Here is a 24832-nt window from a genome sequence, read left to right as displayed (position 1 = left end):
TATGAAGCCTTTTGATAGCGGATTTTTTAAGTTTTTTATTATGGTACCATTCCGACCCCAGCCCCTGCCCGACTCCCGGGGATGGATAGATTTATACTGGAATCTTTGAACTTAAGCCTACGCGAATGGTCTTATCCTACTGTTTTTCTTCATCAGGATATCATGAATTTATGCGATTATGACTCAACAAAAGAATTGATTTCCTTCTCCAAAAGACGAAATACATTAGCAACCAAATATCCATCTGCAATTGCGTGATTAAGTCGAACAGTTACAGGCATAACAAGTCTACCGTTTTCCTCTCTGTATTTCCCCCAATTGATAATAGGAGCAAAGAATAAATGTCCATCAGGCAATTCAATATTAAGCGAGTCATATGAAAGCCATGATATATAAGATGCATCAAACCAGTTTGGATGATTTGCCATGTCTAAACCATATTCACGAGTCTTCTTCGCTTCCTCAACATCATTTAAAGCACCAGTGTAAAACTTTTTATATTCCTCAAAATACTCTGTATATACCGGCGTACAGGTTTCCGTATCTTCATGAAAAACATACTGCGTAGGATTTATTACGTCATAGCAAATCAGCTCATCTGTCTGCCAAAGATACCCCATTCTGTAATCTTCACGTGAGTTCAAAACTTTTGATAGAATATAAAGGAAATTTATATAAAACTTTGTCCCATTTCTTTTGGAATACTCAACGAGATACGTAACGTCAATTCTTGCAGTCATTGAAGTCGAACATTTACAGTCTTCCGAGAAGTGGCGAAACACTCCTTTTCTATAGTATTTTTCTTTATCAATTATCTTATAGTTCATTTTTATTACCCCTACAAACTTGAAGTTGTTTAACTCCCCGATTCTATCTTTTTCATAGTGTCTTCTAAAATTACCTCTCGCAATTCTGTAAGCCAAGAGGAAAACGCTACTGTATCAAATGCGTAGGTCTTGTTGAGTTCAAACTCATTTTCAGACCAAGTATCAAGTGGCGATTCATTATGCTGAATCAAGGCTTCTAGTTTATCTAGTGATTTATAAAGCTTAGCTTCCTTAGTTTCTTGTGCATCCATTTCTTTATAAAGTGCCGCTATGTCTTCAGATAATTCTGCAGGAAGCGTTTTTACCCACTGATTTAATAATGAATCTTCAACTTCTCTATCAGAGTCAGTCTTTACAAAAGTTGGAATATCGCCTGTAAAGCACTCGCCAAGATCATGTATAAGGCACATATCAACTACCTTATCTATATCTATATCTTTAAATTCGTGTCTTAACAAAAAAGCCATAAGCGAAATACGCCAACTATGTTCAGCTACGCTTTCTGTCCTGCGTTTTGTTGTTGTGCAATGTCTTGGGGTATCTTTTAGCCTTTCCGCAACATGCAATATTTCCAAATACTCTCTAGCATCCATAGTTATCCTCCCATTCGTTGTGCCTGTCCTACAAACGTCGATTTGTTTAATAAAACAATTCTAATTGTTCCCTCTGCAAAAATAAAGCCCACATTGCTGTGAGCATTATTTTCTATCCATATTTAACTGTGAATAGCAACACTACCTTAAGCAATCCCCATCTGTTTGATGAAATCTCTTATTTCCTCTGTATCCGAGTGCTGATTGAAAAGCTCTTTAATCTCTTCAAAGCTATATCCTGCTAAAACCAAGGGCTTTAAAAACCGGACATGGATGTTAGAAAAGCCATCATTGATAAGACTTCTAACCACTCTGCAGCGTTCACGATATACGGACTCTTCACAATCACTTCCGTCAGCGTTTTTCCGAAACTCATCCAAGGTGATTTTTTTCATCATGGCATGTTTCTCGTGATACTTTTCCGCATTCTTTTGAAGCATCTTTCTTTCATTTGCAGAAAGCACAATGTTTTCAGGCTTTACCTGCATATTAATAGCCTGATGATACGCGATTGCCTCATCTACTGTGATGTGGATAATCTCTTCTCCCTGGGCCAGTAACTTCTTAGCCTCCGCCTTTGCTCTTTCTCCTGAAAAGAATACCGGTGATAAGTCTGCCCGCTTCTCTTTTCTGATCTCCTGACGCTTCTTGGGATCATATGGATTGTGCTTTCGGCATAGAAGCTTTACAAAATCCGTTCTCTCCATACGGCACTTGGTCTGATATAAGGGATCGGCGCCCTTTACTACAATGGCACACTCCCCGTCTTTCTTCATAGCAAAGATATCTTCTGCTGATAAAAGACTCTTTTGCATGACATCCTCTGATCTGGAACTCTGCCCCTTATAATCCTTAGCATCAGACTCACTTGCCTTATGAATGGTCTGCGTACCAAAGTGTTTTGATAGATATTCACATGAATCCATATCCGGAGCTCCAAGTATATCTATGATGGAACAGTTACCGATAAGGTCTTTATCCATATCAAACTTTGGGAACTTCCTCTTAAGCTGAATCAGGTTCTGCACAATAATGACCGCACTCATGTTACGGCTACGCATGGTGGAAAGCTTTTCTACAAAGGAATCCGGCAATGTGACATTTGCAAACTCATCCATAAGAAACGTCAAATGCTGAGGCAATGTTTCATGGAGGCTTGGATCAATGGCTGTCAGATGGTAAAGTTCATCAAAGAATAACGAATATACCATTGAAGGGATCCAGTCATAATACCTCTTATCTTCACTTGTTACGATAAAAAGTATTCTCTTTCCTGTAGATGCTTCCTTGCATGGCTTTGAATACCCAAAACTCTTTGCAATCTGTATCTCATCCTCAGATAACAGGTCTATAACACATTCAAGCTTCATATATCTGCAATGTGCATCCAAAGATGCCACAATAGAGCTTGTAGTCTCTGCTGCTCCGTTATAATACTTTTCGATTGCAACATAGCCGGGGAAGTCCGACTCCATATGTCTTTCCTCTTTCCAGTTACTCTGTGCTTTCTTTGCGATATCAAGAATGCCGCCTTCCCTGTTATCAATGGAGCCATCCTTATTTGTATATACGCAGGTCGCATCAAGAAGCTTTACAAAGGTCTTCCAGTTCTGATCTTCCTTCGGATAATAGTAATGAATCAGATAAATGATACTCGTAAGAAGCACTTCTGCCGATTGCTCGAAGAACTGATCATTTCCTCCACTTTCCTCTGCAGGAGTTGTTGCTTTCATAAGGATTCCAGCAATGCTCATGATATCAGACTCGTTTCTGATGTATTCAAACGGGTTAAAGTGGATACTCATAGGCATGCCATCTTCAGATTCTACGTTCATGACCATGACTTCATAGCCGTTGTCCTCAAAATATTGTCCTGTCTGCTTAAAAAGTTCTCCTTTGGGATCTGTCACAAGAAAATTTCCGCAAAGCTGGGATAACATCGGACGTGCAAGCCTGAATGATTTACCGGATCCTGGAGGTCCTACTACAAGCATATTTAAGTTTGAAGTCCTCTCATTATGAATCGAAAGATATACCCCCTCTGCAATCCAGTAATTTGCCGTATTTACACGAAGGGGATGATCAAGATGAACATCCCCCGTAACAACATCAACAACGTTGCTCTCATCATGGTTTGCAAAGAGCTTTGTAAATTCCTTGGCATCTCCCCACTTGGCTTTACCAAATTCTTCTCCGGCAAATGGATGCTCTATCTTCGTAAAAATTATGATAAATGCCATAGACCATCCAATCACAAAGGTCAATACAATTTTCGGTGTTGCTGGTGTGACTCCTACTATAAAATGGTGCTGCTCTATAATGAAGGACTGAAAATTGTTCATGAACTCATTAAGATTATTCCCGTCCATCCACACAGCTCCCAAAAGAAAGCCAAGATATACACAAACAAAAACACCAATCGCATATATGATAAGCGTCTCTTTAACGCTCCTTGTATGCTTTTTTACCGGTCTTTCTCTTACAAACAAATCGCTCATAGACCTGCCTCCTATTCGTAAGCCTGATTCATGGCACTTGCTATAAGAAGAAACCCCAAGATACTTAGTGTGATCATAGCCCCCTCCTTATCTTGCAGCAGCCTTGGTAATAGCCTTTGCAGCGCTTTCTGACTTTGCTTTTCCTTCAAGTGCCTTAAGGATTTCATCTCCAGTGAGAGTCTTTTCCTTTCCATCAGCGCCGATAAAGGAATACTTCTCGTCAGAGCGGATTGAAATCTTTGCACTATCAGAATCGATGCCTACAAGAGACACTCCTTCCACAAGACCATCATCCAGCTCTAAAGACAAAATCCTGTTTTCACTTGGCATGATAGATTCCGATGGAACCGTGACAGTAGAATAAAAGCTTCTTGCATATGCCTCACGCTGAGCCGCATCATTTCTTGCCTGGTCGATCATGATCTGTGCTTCGCCTGAAATTTCATGCCCACCTTCCTGGGCACTGGTAAAATTTGTATCAAACCCAAGAATATAGTCATGAAGGTTTTCTTCACTTCTCATAACCGTCATAGGCTGATCTTTCATCATACCTGCATTTTTAAGGATTTCAGGCAGTTTTTCATTCCATGCCTCCATCGTAAGGCCTCTGTCTGATACAGGCTCGAACTTTGCTCCCGTTACAGGGTCTGAGACTTCATAGACAGAAAAGACCATGCCCTTATCATCCACTTCAAAGCTTCTCTTTACTGTGATAAGGGTGTCATCCCCGGTCTTTTGACTGTAATAGAGCTCTTTCGACTCTGGAACAAGCCCTGAATCACGGATAGGATACATGCAATCTTCGGGCATAAACTCTCTTACAACTCCACATGTCTGAGCCTGCAACATTGCAAGTTCAGGATTATCCAAAAACTCTGTGCCTTCCGCCTGCTTAAGATACTCCGCAAAATCAAGGACATTGTTTCTATCCATCTTTTCCTTGGACTCTGCCAAAAGCTCACTGTTCTGCGATTTACCCTGTTCAAGTGCTTCAATCTCTTTCTGAATCTCGTCCTTTTCTTCCTGGGTCTCAGCATTTGCAAGTCTTTCCTTCGCATCAGCGATTTTCTCATCATATGACTTATCCTGTGCTTCCTCACTTGCAACACGCTTTCTCATGTAAGACTTGATCTGTTCATCATGGATTCCGAAGTCCTGTGCAAGCACGGCAACAGGAACGTAATCATCATTTGGATTAAGATCCGGCATGATACAGTATCTGAGATTATTCTTCTGACAATAATATTCAAACGGGCTGATAAAGCCTTCTCCCTTTACATCAGGATCATTTGTAATATTGATTGTTGGCTCGAACATTTCCTTGGGAAACTCCAAAATAGGAGCCATCCCTTCACTTGCTTCCTGAATCTTCTGCCAGGAGCAGCTTCCGGGCTTATTAAGCCATTTCTGGTGATTCCACTCATGCAAGGACTTAACGCCGCTTACCATAGCTGCAATCATCGCCTTTGTTCCTTTCAAAAGGTAATAAATCCCCTTATATTCAAGATCTACAACCTGAGCAATTTCATCTGCCATTTCACATTCCTCCTTATGGTCTTAATACTAAAATCACGTTTTTTGTTCTAAGTGTCTGATATACAACGCCGTGGTCTTCATTTAGGGCTTCCACCACTTCGCCGTTTCCTACATAAACTGCCACATGGTATATGCCAAGAAACCTTCCGTTGTCATGTCCTCCATAAAAGATCAAATCTCCCGGCTCCATATCTCTTACATCAAGCCTTGTGGAATTTACGACCTCTCCTTTGCTGTATAGCTTACTTGCCTCAGCCGCAGCAGTCGGAGGATATCCGCCTCCATAACTTATGTCCACGCCGCCTGCCTGCCAGCTATAGTAAGCAAGGGATGAACAGTCATATGCATAGCCGCTTGCTCTGTTTGCCTGAGAATACGGATATCCAACTCTTGAAAGAGCAAACCTGATAACTTCCTCTTGTCTCCCTGTAGCTCCTGAATCATCCACAATAGCGTCTATTTCTTCATCTGTAAGGCTTTCTTCTGAAAGAATCCTTCCTCGTCCTGAAAACCTTGATACAAATCCTGTAACTGTGGTACTTACGCTGTTTATGGAAGTAAACATGCCAACCACCAAAGATACAAGGATCATAAATACGATAAGAAACATCAAAACAACCATTACATGCGGTGCAATAAGGGCTGCTATCTTGGCAAAAAGCCCCTTTAAGTACGTAGCAGGATTAAGAATCTCTGTCACTACTCTGACTGCCCCGGTATTTCCGTCCTTAAGTGCATCCCCTGTTGCTTTATCAGAGCCGAGGTCATTTCCTATCATGCCTTTTGCCCTAAGCATCTTGGCTACGGCTGTTTTATTTGCTGCCGCTCTTTTCTCCTTGGATACTGACTTCTTTGAAACATCTTTCGATACAGACTTTCCTGCATCGGCTTTTTCTGTACCCTTCTCTGGCTTCGAAGGAGTCTGTGCTGATGCCTCTGCCCCGATAGTCTTTTGGGGCGGGCTCTCAACTTTGGCTTCTTTCCTATTAACGTCCGTTCCTTTCGCTTTCTTCTCATCTATAAAAGCCTCCTTCTGCTTTAATTTAAGGAACTTCTTCATTTCCTTCGCTTTTGCGTTATGCTTATTTGCAGAAAGGGAGGCTACTCCGCTTAGTGTAAGATCCACTTTTGCAGATGCATCCTCCCCATCTCCTTTAGAAAACCTGGAGGCTTCACCTGCGGCAAAGTTAAGGGCATAGTCTTTGAATTTCACATCACTTGTAAACCGTGCTCCTTCCTCTTTAAACCCCATAGCCACCTCCGTCTGTGTTTACGATTTCATAAATTTCTGATTCCTTGCTCATCCTCATATCAAAGGGAACTGTTACGCTTCCCATCTTAAGAAGCCCTGTTCCGCTCTCTGCATTGTCAACAAAATTGAACATGGCAGGAGATATACTCGGCAAGAACTCCATAAGCTTTTTCTTATCCACGGATGACTGTGATAAAAGTGCAAAATACTCCGTATTTGAAAGAATCGCTGAAATCTTTCCGGCATTCTCATCATTCAAAAGATCAGACATGTTCTGAGTTATGCCATTTAAGATACCGCTCATCTTTCGAATCTCTTTCCAGAGCTTCAAAATAAAGTTTGCTACCTGGTCAACTGCCAAAAGCTCATGAAACTCATCAATATAAAGATGTGTCCACCTGCCGACCTTGGCATTTACCTTGATCTTGCCCCTTAATGTTTCCATCATGATGAGCATGCTGGTGATACGAAGATTGTCCTTGAGCCCTGCTATATCAAATGCAATCAACCTGTTACTAAGATCTACATTTGTCCTGTGGTTAAACAGATTCAGTGACCCGTTTACAAAAATCTCCATTGCTGCCGCCAAATGGTCTGCAAGGTCTGTTCCTTCATCCAAAAGCCCCTGATATACATCCTGCAGTGTCGGTGAATAGGCTCTTACCTGCTCTTCCTTGGATAAATCCTCTGAAAGACTTACCTCTGTGATCTCTTCCTTCATAAACTCCGGCACTTCATATTCGGCTGCTTTTTCTGTCTCCCCGTTAAGGCGTTTTCTCATGCTATAATTTGCCGAGTAGACCTTATCAATGACTCTATCAACAACGCCCTGCTCCTCTGCTTCCATATCTCTTTTAAGAAGTGAGGATATCAGCGTTAAAATAAAGTCTGCCTTTTCCGAAATAATCTCCCGAAGACCGGCATAGTCCACTCCATCAAAATCCACATCCATCGGGTTAAGGTAAAACTCCTTCTTTGAGTCAAAGCAGATAACTGTACCATGCATCCTCATAACAACAGGTCCGTATTCCGACTGCGGATCCACAATTAAGATCTGGTCTGTGGGATTGTTAAGATACATCGATATCATCTCACTCTTGGAAAACACGCTCTTACCTGAGCCGGACTGTCCAAGAATCATGCCATTATGGTTTTTCAGCTTCTTCTTATCTGCAAAGATTGCATTCTGTGAAAGCTGGTTGATGCCGTAATATACGCCGTTCTCATCATTAAGCTCCTGAGTCTTAAAAGGCATGAACATCGCAAGGCAGCTTGATGACAGATTCACTACTCTCTTAAACTCCTGTATTCCATATATAAGTGCAGAGTTAAGCGCCTCCTTTTGCATTGCAAAGCAGCTCTTAAGCGTAAGGCTTTTAAGAGAAGCAATATTCTTAAGCTTATCCTCGATCTGCACCAGTTCTTCTTTTGAATCAGCTAAAAACAACACAAGAATTGTTGTATTGAAGTAGTGGTCATCTAAGCTATCCAGTTCCTTCATAAACTGATCAAGCTTTTCTTTCTCGTTTAAAAGCTTCTGAGATGCATCCGCAAGATAGTCATTATTGTTACGGTTTCTTTGCTTCTCCCCCTCAATCTTCATACCCACTGCCATGTACTTTCTTGAAATCTCCTGCTTAAAGCCTGAAATATCAAGGAGTTCATTATTGACTGTTACATAGCTGGTACAGTTGATCTTGGAAAGAGAAGTTATGATGTCAGATTCCAAAGCCTTTGGGTAATCCTCGATATACATCACTTTTCCGTAACTTCCATTTAATACAAAGCTCTCATTATCAAACTCGATTGCGGCCGGAGACAGGATATTGATAAAATCCTGCCCCATAGATACCGCTTTCTGAAAGGAGAACCTATATCCGCTTTCAAGTCCTGTATGCATGAAGTTATAGATGAGCTGCATTCTTTCATCTATGGAAAGGGACTTCATAGATGATCCCTGCATACCGTTAAGCCCAAGTCCTATAAACGCTGACCTTATCGCACCTTCTATAGACATAAAAGTTGCCTTGGCATCTTTCACTCCATCCGCTGAAATGGTAAGCGTCAGATAGATAGTCTGATATAGCCCCTGCTTGGCATCAGATAGCTTTTCTCTGATTACCTGATTGTAGGAGTCTCTAAGTCTGTCATCCGCATCCCCACGTTTTTTATAAAGAACCTTTTCGTGAAAGCTCTTCTCATCCACGTGTTCATTGGCAATGCTATATGAAAACCTGCAGGGAATACCCTTTAATACCTTTGAAAAACTGACAATGATGGATTTCTGCTCCTCATCAGTCACACCTGCAAAGTTGATATCACTTAGCATGTATGTCTTTGAATACTTTCCTCCAGGCAGGGTAAATATGCCGCTCTCTTCAATAGCCTCTACAGAGAAGATATCCTGAACGCTATTTACTTCTGCGCAAACAGGAGTGTCATACATCTTCGTCTGCTCGTACTTCGTTTTGATTACCGCCATATTCCCTCCTAAAAATCTCATTCATTGTTTCTACGCCTACATTCCTTAGGTTCTTGTAATCCAAAAGTCCAAGTGAAATCTGTGATAAAAAGCTGTCTTTCTGTCCTCCGAATACCGGAGAAATCAGAAAACCTGCTCTTGCAAAGATGGTATCTACCGTCTTTTTTATGATCTCCATTGCATCCTTTGAATCACAAAGAAACGTAAGCTGTCCTGATACATTCAAAAATTCCTGTACCGAGTCACGGTTTAGAGTCCGTGAGTATCTTTTTTCAAGTGTTCTTACATAATCTTCCTTGTCGAGGTCACTTATCCCAACAAGATCAAATGTCACAAATACCGGGCATCCAAGTTCTTTTAAAAGTGACAGGGTATCCCCGGAAACCTCATCCGGGTATTCCATGAAAAACATGCTCATCCCGAAAGAACCTTCAATCTGGAAATGATCTCTATCTTCCACAATCTCCGGAGATATCTCCTTTAGTAAATCCCGCTTTGCACGGACGAATGATGCATAGGAAAATGACCTCTTTTCTCCACCAAGCTGCATAAGAATTACCTTTATCGCTTCGTCTACGGTTAAAGACCGTACCCCTATCATTTCCTGTAATATCACTTCATCTTCTTCAAACTGTTCCCGTACCGGCTCGTAAATATCACCCTCTGCAATAAGTGAGACAAAAGCCCTCGCTGTGTGTGATTCTCCTTTTGCAGGGGCAATTCTTTCCGTGATACGGATTCTGGATTTTACCTTTAGTGCAGCCTTTACTGCATCCTTAATGCTTCCTGTCACTTCAAAGACTTTGACCCATCTGCCGCCGTCAAAGCAAAAGGCACCGGACGGATCAAAACTAAGGAATCCCATGCTATTTGCAGATTTTTTCGGTGCGGAGATAAGCATCCTGTTTGCTTCTTTGATCAGGCGCTTTCTCTCTTTTTCCGCCTTTTTTTCCTCCCTGCTTCTCTCCACCCGTTCCTTTTTCTTTGTCATAGCTCCTCCTTACTTTCCGTCAAACCACTGATTGATCAGGGTTGTGATCTTGTTCTGGAAATTTGGAAGCAGAGTCTTTGTACCGAAGATGTACAAAAGACCAGCAATTCCGGCTGCTACTGCGATGATGATGAACATAATGATGATCTGATCTACAGCAGGCTTCTTCTGCGCAAGTCTCACCTTCATACCGATCAACATCTCATCAAGCTTTGAAACTACCTTTCTCATATCCGTTTTCTCCTTTCGTTTGGTAGGACTTCCTTGCCCTTCGTAAGTTATGTGGGACACCGAGAGCCCTAATCCGAAACTGGAAGATAAAAAATTGCAAAAAAATACCCCGAACCATGATTTCTCATGATTCGAGGTGTATTCCCTCAAAGGTTCACATTATCTTCCGATTTAACCTACTTGAACAAAGTAAGTACCCGTGGAGCCTATACATATGGGTTTTCAATTCCTGGAGCTTACCAGTTTTACTGCCTAATTAGATAAATTTTAAAACGTAAGATCCATAAAACATCCTCCAATCTGCTATTTTGACACAGAATAACAGAACTTATTTCTCCTGTTCGCAAAACGAAACAGACTGGTAGAAATTCGATACCAAGACGCAAAAAAGCCCGCATTCATCGGCTCATCACCGACAATCACGGGCACCTTGCCTCACATCAAAATAATACAAGCATTATCCAAAATACGGACAATGCCTGTGTTTCTATGAAACGTAATAATCAACTATAATATCTCTATGAATTCTTCGAACAGAACTATATTTTTATTCTTTCCACCGCCCCCTTCACTCTCAGATATATCCTCTCTTTTTCCTCTTCCGAAAAAGAAATCCGGTCAAATTCCGCTGCCAAGCTCTCCGCCAAGTATTCATCCTCTTCCGCCGTCTGATTCTTATAGGTCTCCTCCTTAATACCTTTTCCCAACATATTCTTCCAGCGTAATCCCTTCCTCATAGATCTCTTTCGCAACCTCCTTCCCTACATACCTGTAATGCCACGGTTCATAATCAATCCCGGTAATATCCTCTTTACCCTGCGGATACCTGAGGATAAACCCATATCTCCAAGCATTTTCCGCCAGCCAATTATAAACCTCTTCGTTACTTGATCGCTCCTTATCAGCATTGATATCTACTGCCAGGCCTAATTCATGTTCGCTGGTTCCCGGAATTGCGACCCATTGCTCGGCCATTTCCTCTGCTTTTCTTCTTCGATATCCCTCACGCATAAAAGCAGCGACTTTATCTTCAAAAACCTCTACTTGTTCCTCATGGGTTCTGAAGCCTTCTCTTACAACCGGGAAGACATCTTCTTCCCTGGCATCGTCAAACATTGACTGCAGATCGGGATAAATCCTGCTATCCACCCTCTGACCGTTGGACAACAGTGTAAATTCTATGTCGAAATCATCCGGTAACGGATTCCATTTGTTTACCAGTATAAGATTCCACGGAATATCCTCTGTCTCAACAACCGCATCCCTGTCAGTATCTCCATCATAGTCCAGAGAATCTCCTTCATAGCAATGTATTACATGTGCGACCAGAAAAACGCATAAAAACACAAACAATCCAGTCCAGATTGCTCTTATCCTTCTATTTTTCCTTCTTCTACGTCTTCTGCCGCTGTTCAGCTTTTTTGTATCTTTGCCCAACGAGAGACTGTGACAGGGATACATGCAATCATAAAAATCAATGGTGTCCAAAGCTCGACATATGGCAACCACACAGCTTTTCCAAATATATTCAGGGTATTCATTCTGAATATGTCAGCAGAACTTCCTGCCATCGGTATGAGACTTACTATAAGCTGCAGAGTATATGGCAGATACTCAGATATCACCATCGGTACAAATAACAAGGCAAATCCGCCGACGATAGACAGCAAATCATTTTTTGACAGTGATGAGATCAGCATTACCAGCCCAGCAAATCCCAACGTTCCAAATAAAGCAAACAAGTACTCATAAATCTCTGCTTGAGCCATATTCATCGGTGCGATCGCGATCATCTTTATACACTGAATTGGTGTATCCCATCCAGATGCCCCCAAATAAACCATCTGAACAATGATATTCGGAATAGCAATGAGCAGGAATATCTCTATCGTAAAAGAAAAGCCCACAGCCAACTTTGCAAGAGCATCTTTCCTCCACCCCTGCTTCATCGTTAGGATCATTGCTCCGGTTTTGGTCTGCCATTCACCTGAAAACATCGGCGCCAGACAGACGACTAGCACGATTGCGATCATCAATCCAAAATCCGGAAGCGAATCCCCCAAAACGGTTCTCCAGCCTTCCGTCCAGACGTATGAAAACGGAATCTCAACCTTTTCATTCATAGATAACAGGTATTCTTTCTCATCACCTTCAATCCCTGAAGCATCCATGAATGCTTCAATTGCTTTATTCCGCCGCTCATATATGTCCGTCAGTTTTTCTGGATCCACATAACTCAACATTAATAAATACGTGTCAGATTGTTTCAGTTCCGGAAATAGGGTTTCCAGCCAGGATGTCTTTACGCTCCAATCCGTTTTCTTGGTTTCATCATATGATCCGTTCTTCTCTATACTCTGGTAATCCGATACCATATCCGATAAAGTTTCATCCGTCAGCACTCCGTGGAATTGCTCGGCATATTCCTGTCGCTCCCGTATTACCTCATACCCGTCAAAGTGGTTCCCGAACGCGCTTGTAACATCCTTAGGGCTGCCAAAGGTGAACCACTGAAATTGAAGTATTCCGGCAAAAATGATCATATATACAAAGCATAAAAGCACGCTAATCCTTACATACTTTTTGCTCCACAGTTTTTTATGTTCTGCTAGGAAGATTTCCATTTTTATTCGCTCCTTTCTGTCGGGAAATGGTATAAATACAGGTCTTCCAGTGTTGCCGGGACGCAAGTTGCGGATTCAGAGGGAGAGTTTTCACTGATTATCCTGAGTATTGTCTTGTCATCCTCTCTCCTTAAGTTAGCAACTGTCATTTGCTCTTCCCATCTTCCCGTTTCTGAAGGATTCACGGCTATCTCCCATACATGTCCCTGTGCCTCTTTCACCAGCTCCCGAATGCTCCCCTGCGAAACAAAGCTCCCCTGTTTCATCACAAAAACTTTGTCTGCGATAGCTTCAACATCAGAGACAATATGTGTGGATAGAATAACGATCCTGTCGTTTGCAAGTGAAGATAAGAGATTACGGAATCTCACCCTTTCCTTTGGATCCAAACCTGCTGTCGGTTCATCAAGGATCAGTATTTTCGGATCATTAAGCAGCGCCTGTGCTATACCCAGCCTCTGTTTCATTCCCCCAGAAAAAGTCCTGATTTTCTTCTTTGAAACTTCAGAAAGTCCCACCACATTCAGCAGCTCCTTTATTTTCGCTGTTGCTGCATGTCTTGGAATTCCCTTCAGAACAGCAATATATTCCAGATAATCTTTCGCTGTATAACTCGGATAGTATCCAAAGTCCTGCGGCAAATATCCCAAAAGATCCCGATAATCAGCCCCCATATCCGACACATTCTGCCCATCCAGCAACACTTCTCCGCTGCTTGGTTCTAAAATCGCGCAGATCATCCGCATCAATGTCGTTTTACCTGCACCGTTGGCTCCCAAAAGCCCATAAACTCCAGGCTGTAGCGTGGCACTTAAATGGTCAACTGCGATTTTGCTCCCAAATGTCTTTGTCAGTCGATCAAGCGACAAAACCATATATTTTTCCCTCCTTAACATACGAGATAAGATACTCCATCTCGCGAATAAAAAAGACTCCAAATACAATAAAGCAGATCATCCATACGCCTACCGCTGAACCCACATACAGTCCCGGTATGGCAAACGCTGTAATGCCCCATAAAAAACTTGCTGTGAGCGCCACCATAGCTGAACTGATAATCTTCCCCTTTCCGCTTCGTATCATCCTTAACATTGCCGTTACGCATAGCATATAAGGAACAAACACATATAGTATCAGGTTTAACAATCCCATCCCTGACCGGAAACAGCAGATTTCTACAGCCAGCAACACTGTAAAACATATGATATCTGCCGCACCAATGATTATCAGTCTGGCAAGAAGCAGCTGCGCATATGAATTTCTTGTCGCAAGTTCTATCTCACTCATATGGTTTATCTCTGCCCGGAACAAAACCGGAAGTGCGGCAAGGATAAAAAATGGAATAAAAACAGGGATCAGTTTTGGATAATCACTCACCATCTGAATGATCAAACATATGATGACTAATGTAACCATCTGTCCGCCCAATATGATCTTCCCATTCATGCGTAAAACCTCAGATAAAAAATCCAGAAAACTGCTTCGTGGCCTTGATGCAGTAGCATTTTCTCTTGTAATCCTCCGGCATTCGGCAATGGTCTCTTCCATCTTTTGTGTATTCTCTGTTCCCTCGTATGAACTAAGGCATTTCTTTATTTGATCTACTCTCATCTATTTACTCCCTTCTGACGCAAGGTCTTTATGGCCAGATTCACCCTGCTTTGCACAGTTCTATACGGAATATTCAAGATTTCTCCTATCTCGCGATAAGAGAAGCCTTCCATGTAATGAAGGATGATCGCTTCTTTTTGTTCGTCGGGCAACCCGGACAGTAGCCTGTAAAGTTCATCCTCATCCTCCACATGCCTGATACCGTCATATTCGTCACCAATTTCGCTGATATCTATGTCCGGTTCATATTCAATCCGTCGTTTCCGAAGTTCATCAATACATACACTTCTCGCAACACAGAAAAGCCATGCCTTAAAGTGCCCTCTGTTTCTGTATTGGTCAAGGCTCTTGAATACCTTGAGAAATGTTTCCTGCGTCAGATCCTCAGCCAGATCATTGTTACTGCATTGCCATCTGCAGAATCTCATGACCTGAGCATAAAACTTTCGTACCAGTTCCTCCGCAGCGTCCTCATCCCCGGCGCGGATCCGCTTTATCAATAAATCGTCTTTCATGTAATTCTTGTTCTCCTAAGTGATCACTCTATATATTAAAACGAAAAACACATTTGATTTGATTAGTTTTTTCAAAAAATTTTTTTAAACATAAAAATCCCGCAGCCACCGGCTCATCACCGACAACCACGGGCACCTTGCCTCACATCATTTTACACCCCAAAATGTATCACAAACTTCCGCTCCCTCTCTGCGACCACCAGCATTTCCATCAGCCGTCTCATTTCAGGAACACCCCCGCCTCCCGTAATCACAGTTATGGCTTCCATATAAACAAGCCCTCCGCCATCGCTATAGCCTTTGTCAGTTCAAGCAACTTCTGATCAGGCTTATATTAATGATTTATTCGTTAGTTCTAACATCGACATGGCTCAAATATAAAATAGCGGCCATGATAAAAACTGTAATAAATATGACGGATGAAAAGGCAAATAAACTAACATCTGCCGCACCCAATTCTCTTTGATTCATAGCAAGATCGAATAAAGAGAACGGGGTGAGGTAAGGAATACCCTTTGCTATGCATGCAAGTCCGGCAAATCCGCCGAGGAATGCCAGTATTATAGGAAGGACAAAGTTTTTTATAACAAGTGAAACAAGTACCTGAAAAGCACATATAGTCCAGGACCCTACAATTCCCATTACTAACCATAAAAGCAGTCCTGACGGCAGTTTTCCATCCATGTGTATAATTGAGCCGGATATAAGATACAAAGCCATAACCCAGATAAGTGAAATTGATGTAATGAAGCATGTTGCCGCATATTTGCCGAGTACTGTGATTGCCGGTTTTTGATGAGTCATTAGAAGATTCATATTTGTTCCGCAGTGTTCTACTCTCCAGATGCATCCTGCAAAAATTCCTATGATCACCGGCATGAAGAAGTAGCATAAAAACAATGTGTGCTGAGTCCACAATGAATACCACCCATCTTTCAATATGCTAATATTGGCAAGATAGTTTATGGTTCCTATCGCTGCTGATATTGAAGGAACGATGAAGAAGGCAATCCATGCAGGTGAACCCTTCAGCTTCAGAAACTCAACAGGGAGTCTATGCAGAATAATTTTATCATTTCTTTTGCATGAAACCCTTTTTTCAGACTCTTCTACCCCGGACTTTTCGAGCAGTATAAGGGTAAGAACTGTAGAAAGGATGATCCAGCAAATGCAGATGATTACCGGAAAACAGTCCGGATTTTCAACATAAAACCGGCTTACTCTTGTGTCGGGGTTCCAGTCCAGCCTGGTAAAACCTGATGTAACAAATGCAGCCCATGGGATAAGCTTTTGGACAAAAGATTCCGGAAGGAATAAGGAGAAAAAGCTAATGAAACTTCCCATGATCCCTATAGAGATGCTGAGTGCCTGATTCCGAAAAAAGAATGCTAAAGGCAGCTGAACACTTAATAGCGTCATGCAGATTATAAATGTGGTCACACCATGAATTACAAGGTATCTGGTTGGGAAACTGCTGTCAAAACCAAGCATCCTACAGCATGCTAATATGGAGCCGCATTGCATTATTACAAGGACAAATATGCTTATTGCACCATAAAGGTATTTTGCAAAAAAGATTCTTCTGCTTGTTGAAAATGTGTATAAGCATTTAAGCATTTCTCCCTTATGCTCTATATCCATTAATCGTGAGGCAAATCCGGCAATTGCAACCGAAAAAAACATACAATTCATGATTGGGATGTTATAAAAAAGAAACATCCAACCTTCGGATGGATCAGTTTTTCCATGATAATTACCGTATATGAATAGCATTTCTGCCATGATTACCAAGGCGAATATCAATATATTAAAACGGCGCCTGTGCTTTTTGGTTTCTATAAAAAGTTCTTTTGCCATGCTCATTTTATTACACTCCTTTTGTCATATCGAGAAATACTTCTTCAAGAGAAGTATCAGCGGTTTCAATTTCTGATAAACGACCTTGATAGAGCATCTGACCTTTGTTTATAATTCCGACGTAGTCTGCCATCTGTTCAACCTCGGAGAGAAGATGGCTTGAAATAATAACTGTTGAATCATACCTCTCAGGGATGCTCTGAATCAGATTCCTAATTTCTTTGATACCGGCAGGATCAAGACCATTTGTTGGTTCGTCAAGGATGATGAGCTCAGGTTTTCCCATAAGCGCCATAGCAATACCGAGTCGCTGTTTCATGCCAAGTGAATAATTTTTTACTTTGTCATCCTTCCTGTCATAAAGATGTACAGTGTTAAGAGCTTCTTTTATGTCATCTACTCCAAGATTTTTGTACCTTGTGATTATCTCTAAATTCTCCTGTCCGGTGAGATGCCCATAGAATCCAGGGGTTTCTATGAGACTTCCGGTTCTGGAATTAATTTCAAATCTGGTTTTGGGAGACATTTTTTGTCCGAGAACTTCTATGGTTCCGCTGTCAGGCTGAATAAGCCCAAGGAGCAGCTTCATTGTGGTAGTCTTACCGGCTCCGTTCGGACCAAGAAAACCATAAACACATCCCTTTGGAACAGCTAAATTCACATCTTTCACCCTGTAGCCTTTTCCTCCTGATTTGCAAAGGCCGCAGGTTTCGGTTACATATTTTATCATTGTTAATACCTCCAAAATTTGTTGTGGAAATAGCGTAGCAAGGTTAGATTACCTGAACATGACAGCTACCTTACAATTACATTACGCAGGGGCTATGGTTATTTCATTAAGAAAGCCATATGTGTATACTGATTATTAGGTCAGTTTACAAGGAACTACACGCAGACCGTGAAACGGGCTGCTGACAACAAACGGCGCTATGCTCCCGGCTGGGTGCATAGCACCTGTTTGTTGCGGGGGTTTCCAAAGGGGGCAGCGCCCCATTTGGCACACGACTTTGCGGAGCAAAGTGTAGTGTGTTATACGCTCTGTCGGCGTTGCCCTGAAAATACCGTTGCCGCCGGGGAGGGCAAGGGCATTTGACGCGGCAGGAAAGCAGGGCTTTGTTTGGGGCTGGTAAGCCGGAAACAAAGGGCTGATTTCAGCAGCAGACAGGGCGTATTATGAAAGCCCCCGTCCCTCGTCCTCCGCCCCCGGCCTATGGGACAAAAAGTCCCAAAGCTCTGGACACCGTGACCAGATGTGTGGCCACACTCCGGGAAAAGTAGCAGGACGGCAGGAAACCGTCAAGGCTGAAATGAATGGGCTGACGCCCGGCCTTGACCGTTCCCCGCCGCCCCGCTGGATGGGTGGACAAGGTGGCCAATCCCTAAAAGTGTTTGGCCGCACTCGTTCATTTTGGGGCCTTTCTTCTCCCAAAATTGAAATGGGCGGGAAAGCCCTAAAATGGCTTTCCCGCCTTGATTACCCATTAGCAAAGACGGGCGAGACTGTCAACGGCGGCGCTGAAAGCGCCGTTCATCTTGACCGTTGACTGGCTCGCCTGGCTTTGCTACTGCCCGTAAGAGATGGAAAAACAAGATGGAAAACAAGGTTAAAAATGGTTGACAAGTCTATCGGATGTGTGTTATACTGTGCGACAGTTTGAGATTGGAAGGAGGCTTACGTGTGTTAATTTGTGTACGCTAATAAGCAATAAAAAGTAGAAGTACCTTTCCACATGATGGTGGGCTTTTTTTGCGTGCGTATGCAAAGGAACACGTAGGTTTGACACGAGCAGTCTTTGAACTGTATCGTGGTGTTTTTTCGTGCTTTGTTGTTATGCAGGCGTCTGCCCTCTCTGTGGGACAACGCCTGCTTTTTATTGCAGAAACAAAGGAACAATGCAATAAAAAAGGAGGTTCGCATTATGACCCAAAACAACAATTCATGGAGAAAAACTTATTTTACACTTCTTGCCGGACAAGCAATATCCTTTATTAGCAGCGGTATTTTGCAAATGGCCATTATCTTTTATTTGGTTGCGAAAACTAATTCTGCAATCATATTGACGGCGGCAACACTGATTGGATTTTTGCCGCAAGCCTGTTTAGGCCCGTTTGCAGGTGCTTTTGTTGACCGGCACAGCCGTAAAAGCGTAATGATTGGTGCGGATTTGATAATTGCCGCCGCTGGCGGTATTCTGGCGCTGGTGGCGTTTTACATGGAATTGCCCGTATGGTCTATTATGGTTGTCCTGTTAATCCGAAGTGCGGGAACTGCTTTTCATTCTCCAGCATTCAGCGCAGCAACACCTATGATTGTGCCAAAAGAGGAACTTACAAAATGCGCTGGTTACACGCAGACCATGCAAGCAGTAAGTGCGATTATCAGTCCAGCTGCCGCAGCGTTTTTATATGCTGTTTGGCCTCTTAATGCAATTATATTGTTAGATATTGTGGGTGCAATCCTTGCCTGTGTGACTGTTGCGATTTCGTCCATACCAACGCCTGAACTATGTCCAGAAACGAAAAGACAACAGTTTTTACAGGATATGAAAGAGGGGTATGTGGTATTAAAGCAAAACAGGGGCCTCTTTGCTCTGCTCTGGATTGGTGTAATTTATATGTTCTTTTATATGCCAATCAGTACGCTTTTTCCTCTCATCTGTATGTCATACTTCAAAGGAACACCGGCCCATGCCTCTGCCGCTGAAATTGCTTTTGCGGTTGGTATGCTGCTTGGCGGAGTCATTCTGAGCATTTGGGGCGGTTTTAAGAAACGGCGGTACACCATCGGTCTTTCCGTTCTCCTGATGGGCGTTAGCAATATGCTCTCCGGGCTTTTGCCGCCAGACGCATTTCTTGTCTTTGTTGTGTGCTGTACTGTTATGGGAATTTCCGCTCCATTTTACGGTGTGCAAAATGCGATTTTTCAAGAAACGGTCAAACCAGAATATCTGGGGAGAGTTTTTTCTCTACTGACAAGCGCCGCTTCCCTCGCCATGCCGTTTGGCCTTGTCATTTCCGGGCCTCTGGCGGAGCGGCTGGGAGTTGAGAAATGGTTTGTCATTTGCGGAATTGGCATTATCATCGTTGCGCTTGCCGTATTTTTACTACCCGGTTTGAGAGAGATTGACAATACGCAATAATCAACTGCACCTTTTTCTATTACTAAACAAAATGCCTGGATGGTGGTTCTGAAAAACCAGAACCGCCGTTCAGGCATTTTTTATCTTCGTCCTCTCTGCGGTTTTGGATTCTTCAGCAAGTCGGATTTTTCCGCAATCTTTTTCAGCCACTTCCGTTCTTCTACTGACAGCTTCCTAAAATTCAGCTTGAGCCGTTTGCAGATAAACGCCAAGTACGCTTGTTCCGTGTCGCTGTCCTGGCTGACGATTTCACCAGCAGTTTCCAGCATTTCTTTTAGCGGGTTATCCTCTGGGACGCTGAAAAAATCGTCCTTGTGTGTTTCCCGCAGAGCAAGGGCAATCCCGTTTATGTCCCGTTGTATCACATAGCGGCAAAACTCGTCCTCATCAATATGGGCGGTGATAAGCTGTCTTAACTGCGTATCACTCATGCCAGGATTATGCTTTTTTATAACAGTTGCGCTCATCGTGTCCACTATGGCGTTTGCACCCTGCGCCTGTTTCAGTGCCGTTCCGTTCACATAGATTTCAAGGTCAGCCATCAGCCGGGGGAAATCCGGGTGCGCCGCCAGCTCACACAGCAGGGTATTGTCTATCCTCCCGCTTTTCAGCAGGTCAATCATTTCATCACTCAAACGCAGGTCTGCAAGATCGGCGTTTGGGTGATTTTTCATTTCAGACAGCCCCAGCAGATAATCAGCGGTCACACCGTAAAACTTCGCCAGCCGGATAAGGGCATAGTGGCTGATGTCCTTGAAGTCTTCCGTTTCGTAACTGCCCAGCGCAGACTTGGAAAGCCCGGTCTGCTCCGCAAGCTGCCCCAGCGTCAAGCCACGCTCCACACGTAGGTCTTTTAATCGCTCTTGTATGGATAAAGACATATTCACCCTCCTTGCTAGCTCAACGAAAGAGAAGCCGTTATGCTATGTACTATGCTCATAGCATAACGGCATAGGCATTTACAGTTTTATTTTGGAAAGAGGGAAATAATATGGTGTTGACAGATTGCAGGATCCTATTGGTGGATGATGAGAAACATATTTTGGAAATCAATGAAAGACTCTTATCTGATAATGGGTTTAATAACATATTGTGCGCATTAAACGGAAAAGAAGCAGATGGACTCATAGAAAAAGAGAATGTGGATATGGTCGTGCTGGATATAATGATGCCTGACATAGATGGTCTATCGCTTTATGAGCTGTGGACAAAGCGTGGATTCAATATTCCTGTTATTTTTCTTTCGGCAAGGGACGAGGAAACAAGCAGGCTGAAAGGACTGGGGCTTGGAGCTGATGACTATGTGACAAAGCCCTATACTCCTGAGGAACTGCTGCTGCGGATAAAAGCAGTTTTGCGGCGCACTTATCATCTGACGGAGAACAGGATAGTTGAGCTTGGCTCAGTAAGAGTCGATCTTTCATCGGGAATTGTCATAAGACCTGAAGGGGAGACGGAACTGACTGCGAAAGAGTTTCAGCTTTTTTCCAAACTATATGATAATCAGGGGAAAATAGTATCGATTAACGTTCTTATGGATACGCTCTGGCCTGATGGAAGTTATGGACTTGAGAATTCACTCATAGTCCACGTCAGAAGACTCAGGGAAAAAGTGGAAGAAGATCCATCTAACCCGGAATATCTGCAGACTGTCCGCGGGCTCGGATACAGACTAAATATACGAGGTAGAAAGTGATGAAAAAAATATCAGGATATCTCTTTTCCATGCTGCTGGTTTTGACATCGCTTCTCATTTTTGATGGTGTGGTAATATTTTTTATCTGTGTTCAAAAACAGAATGAATATCTAAATACATTTCATATAGAAAAAGTATCGGATCACATTATAAATGCTGATGACCATTATCAGGTCGAACAGTCAGTATACGAACTTCTGGATAAAACAGCTTCTTTTGCCATGATAATAAATGATTCCGGGAATATAGTGTGGGAGTATAATAAACCATCAGATGTTCCGGATATTTATAGTATAAAAGAGGTAGCTTCCTTTACACGTTGGTATCTGAATGGCTATCCTGCATATACCTGGACGAGAGATGATGGGATTCTGGTTGTCGGACATCCAAAGAATAGTATCTGGAAATATGACTTCGAGGTCAACATGGAAACCCTGTACGGTCTGTTTAGAGTTGGACCATTTTTATTTATGGCTAATATGCTGATTTTACTTCTTTTACCGGTTTTGATAACGCGAAAGTGGATTCAGGCCAGGGAGAAAGCAAGGACAGAATGGATTGCAGGTGTATCTCATGACATAAGGACTCCGCTAAGTATAGTTATGGGATCGGTGGAAAAAGGGAGCATAGAGGAAAAACAGTGTTTCAAGATCAGAGACCTGATAGGCAACCTTAATACAGAGAACAAGCTGGAGGCAGGAACCGGTAAGTGGAATGATGAAAAGATAAATCTCACATCTCTCTTAAGAGCTATATTATGCGATTATATAAATACCTATGATGACTATTCTTTTGAGCTGCAGATTGATGAAGAGCTTGAAAATTACAGCATTATGGCAGATTCTACGCTGGTCAGGCGTATGCTCGAAAATATCATTATCAATTCTATTGCTCATAATGAGAAAGGCTGCGAAATAAAAGTATCCCTATCCGATTATGGCAAAGGAAAAGCTAAGCTGACAATATGTGATAATGGGCAAGGCACTAATGAGCAGAAGATAAAGGCGTTGAATGAAAAAATAAAAAGTACATATCTTCCGGAGCATGGTCTTGGAATCCGTGTTGTAAAGCAGGTGGCGAGAAGATATGGATTTAAGGTAATGTTCTCCTCTGTGGAGGGGGAGTCTTTTTTGAGTGAAATAGTATTTTGATGAGGAAATAAAGCAAATAAGAGCAGTTTTAAGGCTTGATATGTTCCTCTGCATGAACTGGTAAAGGCGATATATGTGGTTGCCCCGGATAAATCCTCTGGCAAGCGCACACAGCATATCCACATCCAGTACTACGGATTAGGATTCATCCCTCTGAATGAACTCTTAAGCGACCCTTATCACTATCAGACTTGCATCGCCTCTCTTTATGATGTTGTTCTTTATATTGTGGGGCATGATGAATACCAGATGAGAAACCGCCATAATGTCAGTGTGGAAGAAGAAAAAAGAAGCGGTTCCTATTTCTGGAAGCTCATTGATATTTACGGTCTTACAGCATAAAAGCTCCGGGATTTCTCCCGAAGCCTTGTCTTTAATATGCTCCTCTATCTATTGAGGTATGAAAGAGTGTAAGCAGAGTCCTTTGACTTGTCAGCTTTTTCTTTGTCCTATTCCCAGCAAAATCCTCTGTGATCAGAATATAATAATCCACCATATCATCCGTAAGATTAATGTCATAGTACACATCAAAATATGAATGTGTGTCAGGGTAATCAAATCTATGATAAGTTGAATCGGAATAGATAACTTCTTCATCCGTGCCTGTTACCTTATACAGGATGACGCTCTTTATTCCACTGCTCATGTTTGCGCCATGTTCACTTCTTATGATCTCATCATCTATATGCTGATCAATGATATTATCCTGGCAGTAACCGGAAATAACTTTTCCTTCCTTTGTCACAAAGGTAATCTCCGTTCCGTCAATCCCCGGAGGCGTGATGTCATATCTTGTCGTAACATAAACATCTGTCACATGCCCCACATTATCAACAGCCTCTATCTTCCAGATATGCTCGCCTTCATACTTTTCTTCAAGTGTATAAGCTGTAGAACTTCCTCCACTTCTAACTGCATGCCCAGTATCATCATAAATTGTAAGACTCCTTACTCCCGATCCTACTGTACTTGTTCCATACAAATAGTCGGTTGACCTTACTGATATCACAGGCGCAATGTTCGTCCAATCTGTTTCCGTATTCTCAGCACCTATAATCACAGGATTAGAGTGATCAAGATGAACCCTGCCTGTGCTTGCCTGAATGGAATGCCCCTGTGTATCCGTAGATATAGCATAGAAGTAGTAAATTCCTTCATCTGTCTGTGTGAAACTATCATTCGTCCATCCATGAGCACCGCCATGACCGTAACTACCCACGGTAGTTGTTGCTCCGGTAATGCAATTTACCCTGTACAGCGTAATACTTGAATTTCCTTCTCCTTCATCATAGCCGCTTACATTTACAGTTACATTTCCTGCAGTCCAGTCGGTTGTAGATACTGACAAGAACAACCCCTTCGACTGTGAATAACCGCATATCGGACAGTTCCTGCTATAGTTACCATCACCGTGAGAATGCCAGCTCGACATAGAATGATTTTCATACTGGGTAAGACCACATCTTCTGCACGTTCTCATGTGCTGCCTTGAATTTACGCAGGTCCAAGGCCCCCAATCATGTCCGAGTGGAGGCGTTGTAAAGATTCTCTCTCCCGGGCAGATAGAGCATTTATAAACAACTCTTCCCCCTGACGTACACGTAGCCGATGTTGATTCATAAAGATACCAACTATGACCGGAACATCCATCGCCATCGTTATACCAACAGGTCATACCGACATAACAGCTATTGATACCATAATTCCTGCATCCACAATCAGCGTTATGACAGCTTCCTGCAAATGCAGGCATGGCAGGGAAAAGAACAAACGTCAGCAGTATGCTAAGCCCTGCCAATGCTTTTCTTATAATCTTCATAAGCCCCTC

Annotated in this window: 22 protein-coding genes; 4 read left to right on the top strand and 18 right to left on the bottom strand. The window is 42.5% G+C overall.

Annotation, left to right across the window (positions count from 1 at the left end; genetic code table 11):
- Positions 1–176 precede the first annotated feature (176 nt).
- From G592_RS0107740 to G592_RS0107660, 16 genes are all read right to left on the bottom strand, one after another.
- Positions 177–827 (bottom strand): CatA-like O-acetyltransferase, family 3, encoded by a 651-nt coding sequence (locus tag G592_RS0107740; protein ID WP_028247323.1) that lies wholly within the window; start codon positions 825–827, stop codon positions 177–179.
- A 29-nt stretch (positions 828–856) separates the two neighbouring features.
- Positions 857–1420 carry an HD domain-containing protein gene (locus G592_RS0107735; protein ID WP_028247322.1) on the bottom strand — a complete coding sequence of 188 codons (564 nt, stop codon included), beginning with the start codon at positions 1418–1420 and terminating at the stop codon, positions 857–859.
- Between the two features lie 146 nt (positions 1421–1566).
- Positions 1567–3918: a VirD4-like conjugal transfer protein, CD1115 family gene (locus tag G592_RS0107730; protein ID WP_028247321.1), complete on the bottom strand. Its 2352-nt coding sequence runs from the start codon at positions 3916–3918 to the stop codon at positions 1567–1569.
- A gap of 87 nt (positions 3919–4005) precedes the next feature.
- Complete coding sequence (locus tag G592_RS0107725) at positions 4006–5454, bottom strand: hypothetical protein (RefSeq protein ID WP_028247320.1); 1449 nt, start codon at positions 5452–5454, stop codon at positions 4006–4008.
- A gap of 13 nt (positions 5455–5467) precedes the next feature.
- Entirely contained in the window at positions 5468–6706 is a 1239-nt protein-coding gene (locus tag G592_RS17540; protein ID WP_028247319.1) for a C40 family peptidase, read from the bottom strand.
- Positions 6696–9188, bottom strand: a complete 2493-nt coding sequence (locus G592_RS0107715; RefSeq protein WP_028247318.1) for a VirB4-like conjugal transfer ATPase, CD1110 family — start codon at positions 9186–9188, stop codon at positions 6696–6698. Before G592_RS0107715 ends, G592_RS17540 begins: the two co-directional genes overlap by 11 nt.
- Positions 9145–10179, bottom strand: a complete 1035-nt coding sequence (locus G592_RS0107710) for a hypothetical protein (RefSeq protein WP_028247317.1) — start codon at positions 10177–10179, stop codon at positions 9145–9147. The genes G592_RS0107715 and G592_RS0107710 overlap by 44 nt, the downstream gene beginning before the upstream one ends.
- A 9-nt stretch (positions 10180–10188) precedes the next feature.
- Positions 10189–10410 (bottom strand): hypothetical protein, encoded by a 222-nt coding sequence (locus G592_RS0107705; RefSeq protein ID WP_028247316.1) that lies wholly within the window; start codon positions 10408–10410, stop codon positions 10189–10191.
- A gap of 539 nt (positions 10411–10949) precedes the next feature.
- Positions 10950–11117 (bottom strand): hypothetical protein, encoded by a 168-nt coding sequence (locus G592_RS17535; RefSeq protein ID WP_155942173.1) that lies wholly within the window; start codon positions 11115–11117, stop codon positions 10950–10952.
- Positions 11101–11847, bottom strand: a complete 747-nt coding sequence (locus tag G592_RS0107695) for a M15 family metallopeptidase (RefSeq protein WP_278244633.1) — start codon at positions 11845–11847, stop codon at positions 11101–11103. Before G592_RS0107695 ends, G592_RS17535 begins: the two co-directional genes overlap by 17 nt.
- Positions 11823–13034: an ABC transporter permease gene (locus G592_RS0107690; RefSeq protein WP_028247314.1), complete on the bottom strand. Its 1212-nt coding sequence runs from the start codon at positions 13032–13034 to the stop codon at positions 11823–11825. The genes G592_RS0107695 and G592_RS0107690 overlap by 25 nt, the downstream gene beginning before the upstream one ends.
- A gap of 2 nt (positions 13035–13036) precedes the next feature.
- Complete coding sequence (locus G592_RS0107685; protein WP_028247313.1) at positions 13037–13909, bottom strand: ABC transporter ATP-binding protein; 873 nt, start codon at positions 13907–13909, stop codon at positions 13037–13039.
- A complete protein-coding gene (locus tag G592_RS0107680; protein ID WP_028247312.1) occupies positions 13893–14645 on the bottom strand; it encodes a hypothetical protein in 753 nt (250 codons plus the stop codon). Before G592_RS0107680 ends, G592_RS0107685 begins: the two co-directional genes overlap by 17 nt.
- Positions 14642–15160: an RNA polymerase sigma factor gene (locus G592_RS0107675; RefSeq protein WP_028247311.1), complete on the bottom strand. Its 519-nt coding sequence runs from the start codon at positions 15158–15160 to the stop codon at positions 14642–14644. The genes G592_RS0107680 and G592_RS0107675 overlap by 4 nt, the downstream gene beginning before the upstream one ends.
- Before the next feature lie 342 nt (positions 15161–15502).
- Positions 15503–17017, bottom strand: a complete 1515-nt coding sequence (locus G592_RS17005) for an ABC transporter permease (protein WP_196801826.1) — start codon at positions 17015–17017, stop codon at positions 15503–15505.
- A 10-nt stretch (positions 17018–17027) separates the two neighbouring features.
- On the bottom strand, positions 17028–17747 hold the full coding sequence (locus tag G592_RS0107660) for an ABC transporter ATP-binding protein (RefSeq protein ID WP_028247309.1): 720 nt from the start codon (positions 17745–17747) through the stop codon (positions 17028–17030).
- Between the two features lie 1189 nt (positions 17748–18936).
- On the opposite strand from G592_RS0107660, the gene G592_RS0107650 reads away from it, so the two are divergent.
- On the top strand, positions 18937–20157 hold the full coding sequence (locus G592_RS0107650; protein WP_002584949.1) for an MFS transporter: 1221 nt from the start codon (positions 18937–18939) through the stop codon (positions 20155–20157).
- Positions 20158–20237: 80 nt separating this feature from the next.
- Here the strand turns inward: G592_RS0107650 and G592_RS0107645 are convergent, their stop codons facing one another.
- On the bottom strand, positions 20238–21038 hold the full coding sequence (locus G592_RS0107645; RefSeq protein WP_002575858.1) for a helix-turn-helix domain-containing protein: 801 nt from the start codon (positions 21036–21038) through the stop codon (positions 20238–20240).
- Positions 21039–21148: 110 nt separating this feature from the next.
- Here G592_RS0107645 and G592_RS0107640 point away from each other — a divergent pair, with 110 nt between their 5' ends.
- The 3 genes from G592_RS0107640 to G592_RS15930 are packed head-to-tail and all read left to right on the top strand — an operon-like array spanning position 21149 to position 23346.
- A complete protein-coding gene (locus tag G592_RS0107640) occupies positions 21149–21853 on the top strand; it encodes a response regulator transcription factor (RefSeq protein WP_028247308.1) in 705 nt (234 codons plus the stop codon).
- Positions 21853–23004, top strand: coding sequence for a sensor histidine kinase (locus G592_RS0107635; protein ID WP_028247307.1), 1152 nt, complete (start codon positions 21853–21855; stop codon positions 23002–23004). The genes G592_RS0107640 and G592_RS0107635 overlap by 1 nt, the downstream gene beginning before the upstream one ends.
- Before the next feature lie 48 nt (positions 23005–23052).
- On the top strand, positions 23053–23346 hold the full coding sequence (locus tag G592_RS15930) for a DUF4368 domain-containing protein (RefSeq protein ID WP_081660341.1): 294 nt from the start codon (positions 23053–23055) through the stop codon (positions 23344–23346).
- A 31-nt stretch (positions 23347–23377) separates the two neighbouring features.
- Here the strand turns inward: G592_RS15930 and G592_RS0107625 are convergent, their stop codons facing one another.
- Positions 23378–24823, bottom strand: coding sequence for a hypothetical protein (locus G592_RS0107625; protein ID WP_155942172.1), 1446 nt, complete (start codon positions 24821–24823; stop codon positions 23378–23380).
- Positions 24824–24832: the final 9 nt, after the last annotated feature.

The sequence above is a fragment of the Pseudobutyrivibrio ruminis CF1b genome (assembly GCF_000424005.1).
Lineage (GTDB): Bacteria > Bacillota > Clostridia > Lachnospirales > Lachnospiraceae > Pseudobutyrivibrio > Pseudobutyrivibrio ruminis_C.
The sequence above is the reverse complement of the archived record's forward strand: the minus strand, read 5'-3'. Positions and strand labels throughout refer to the sequence as shown.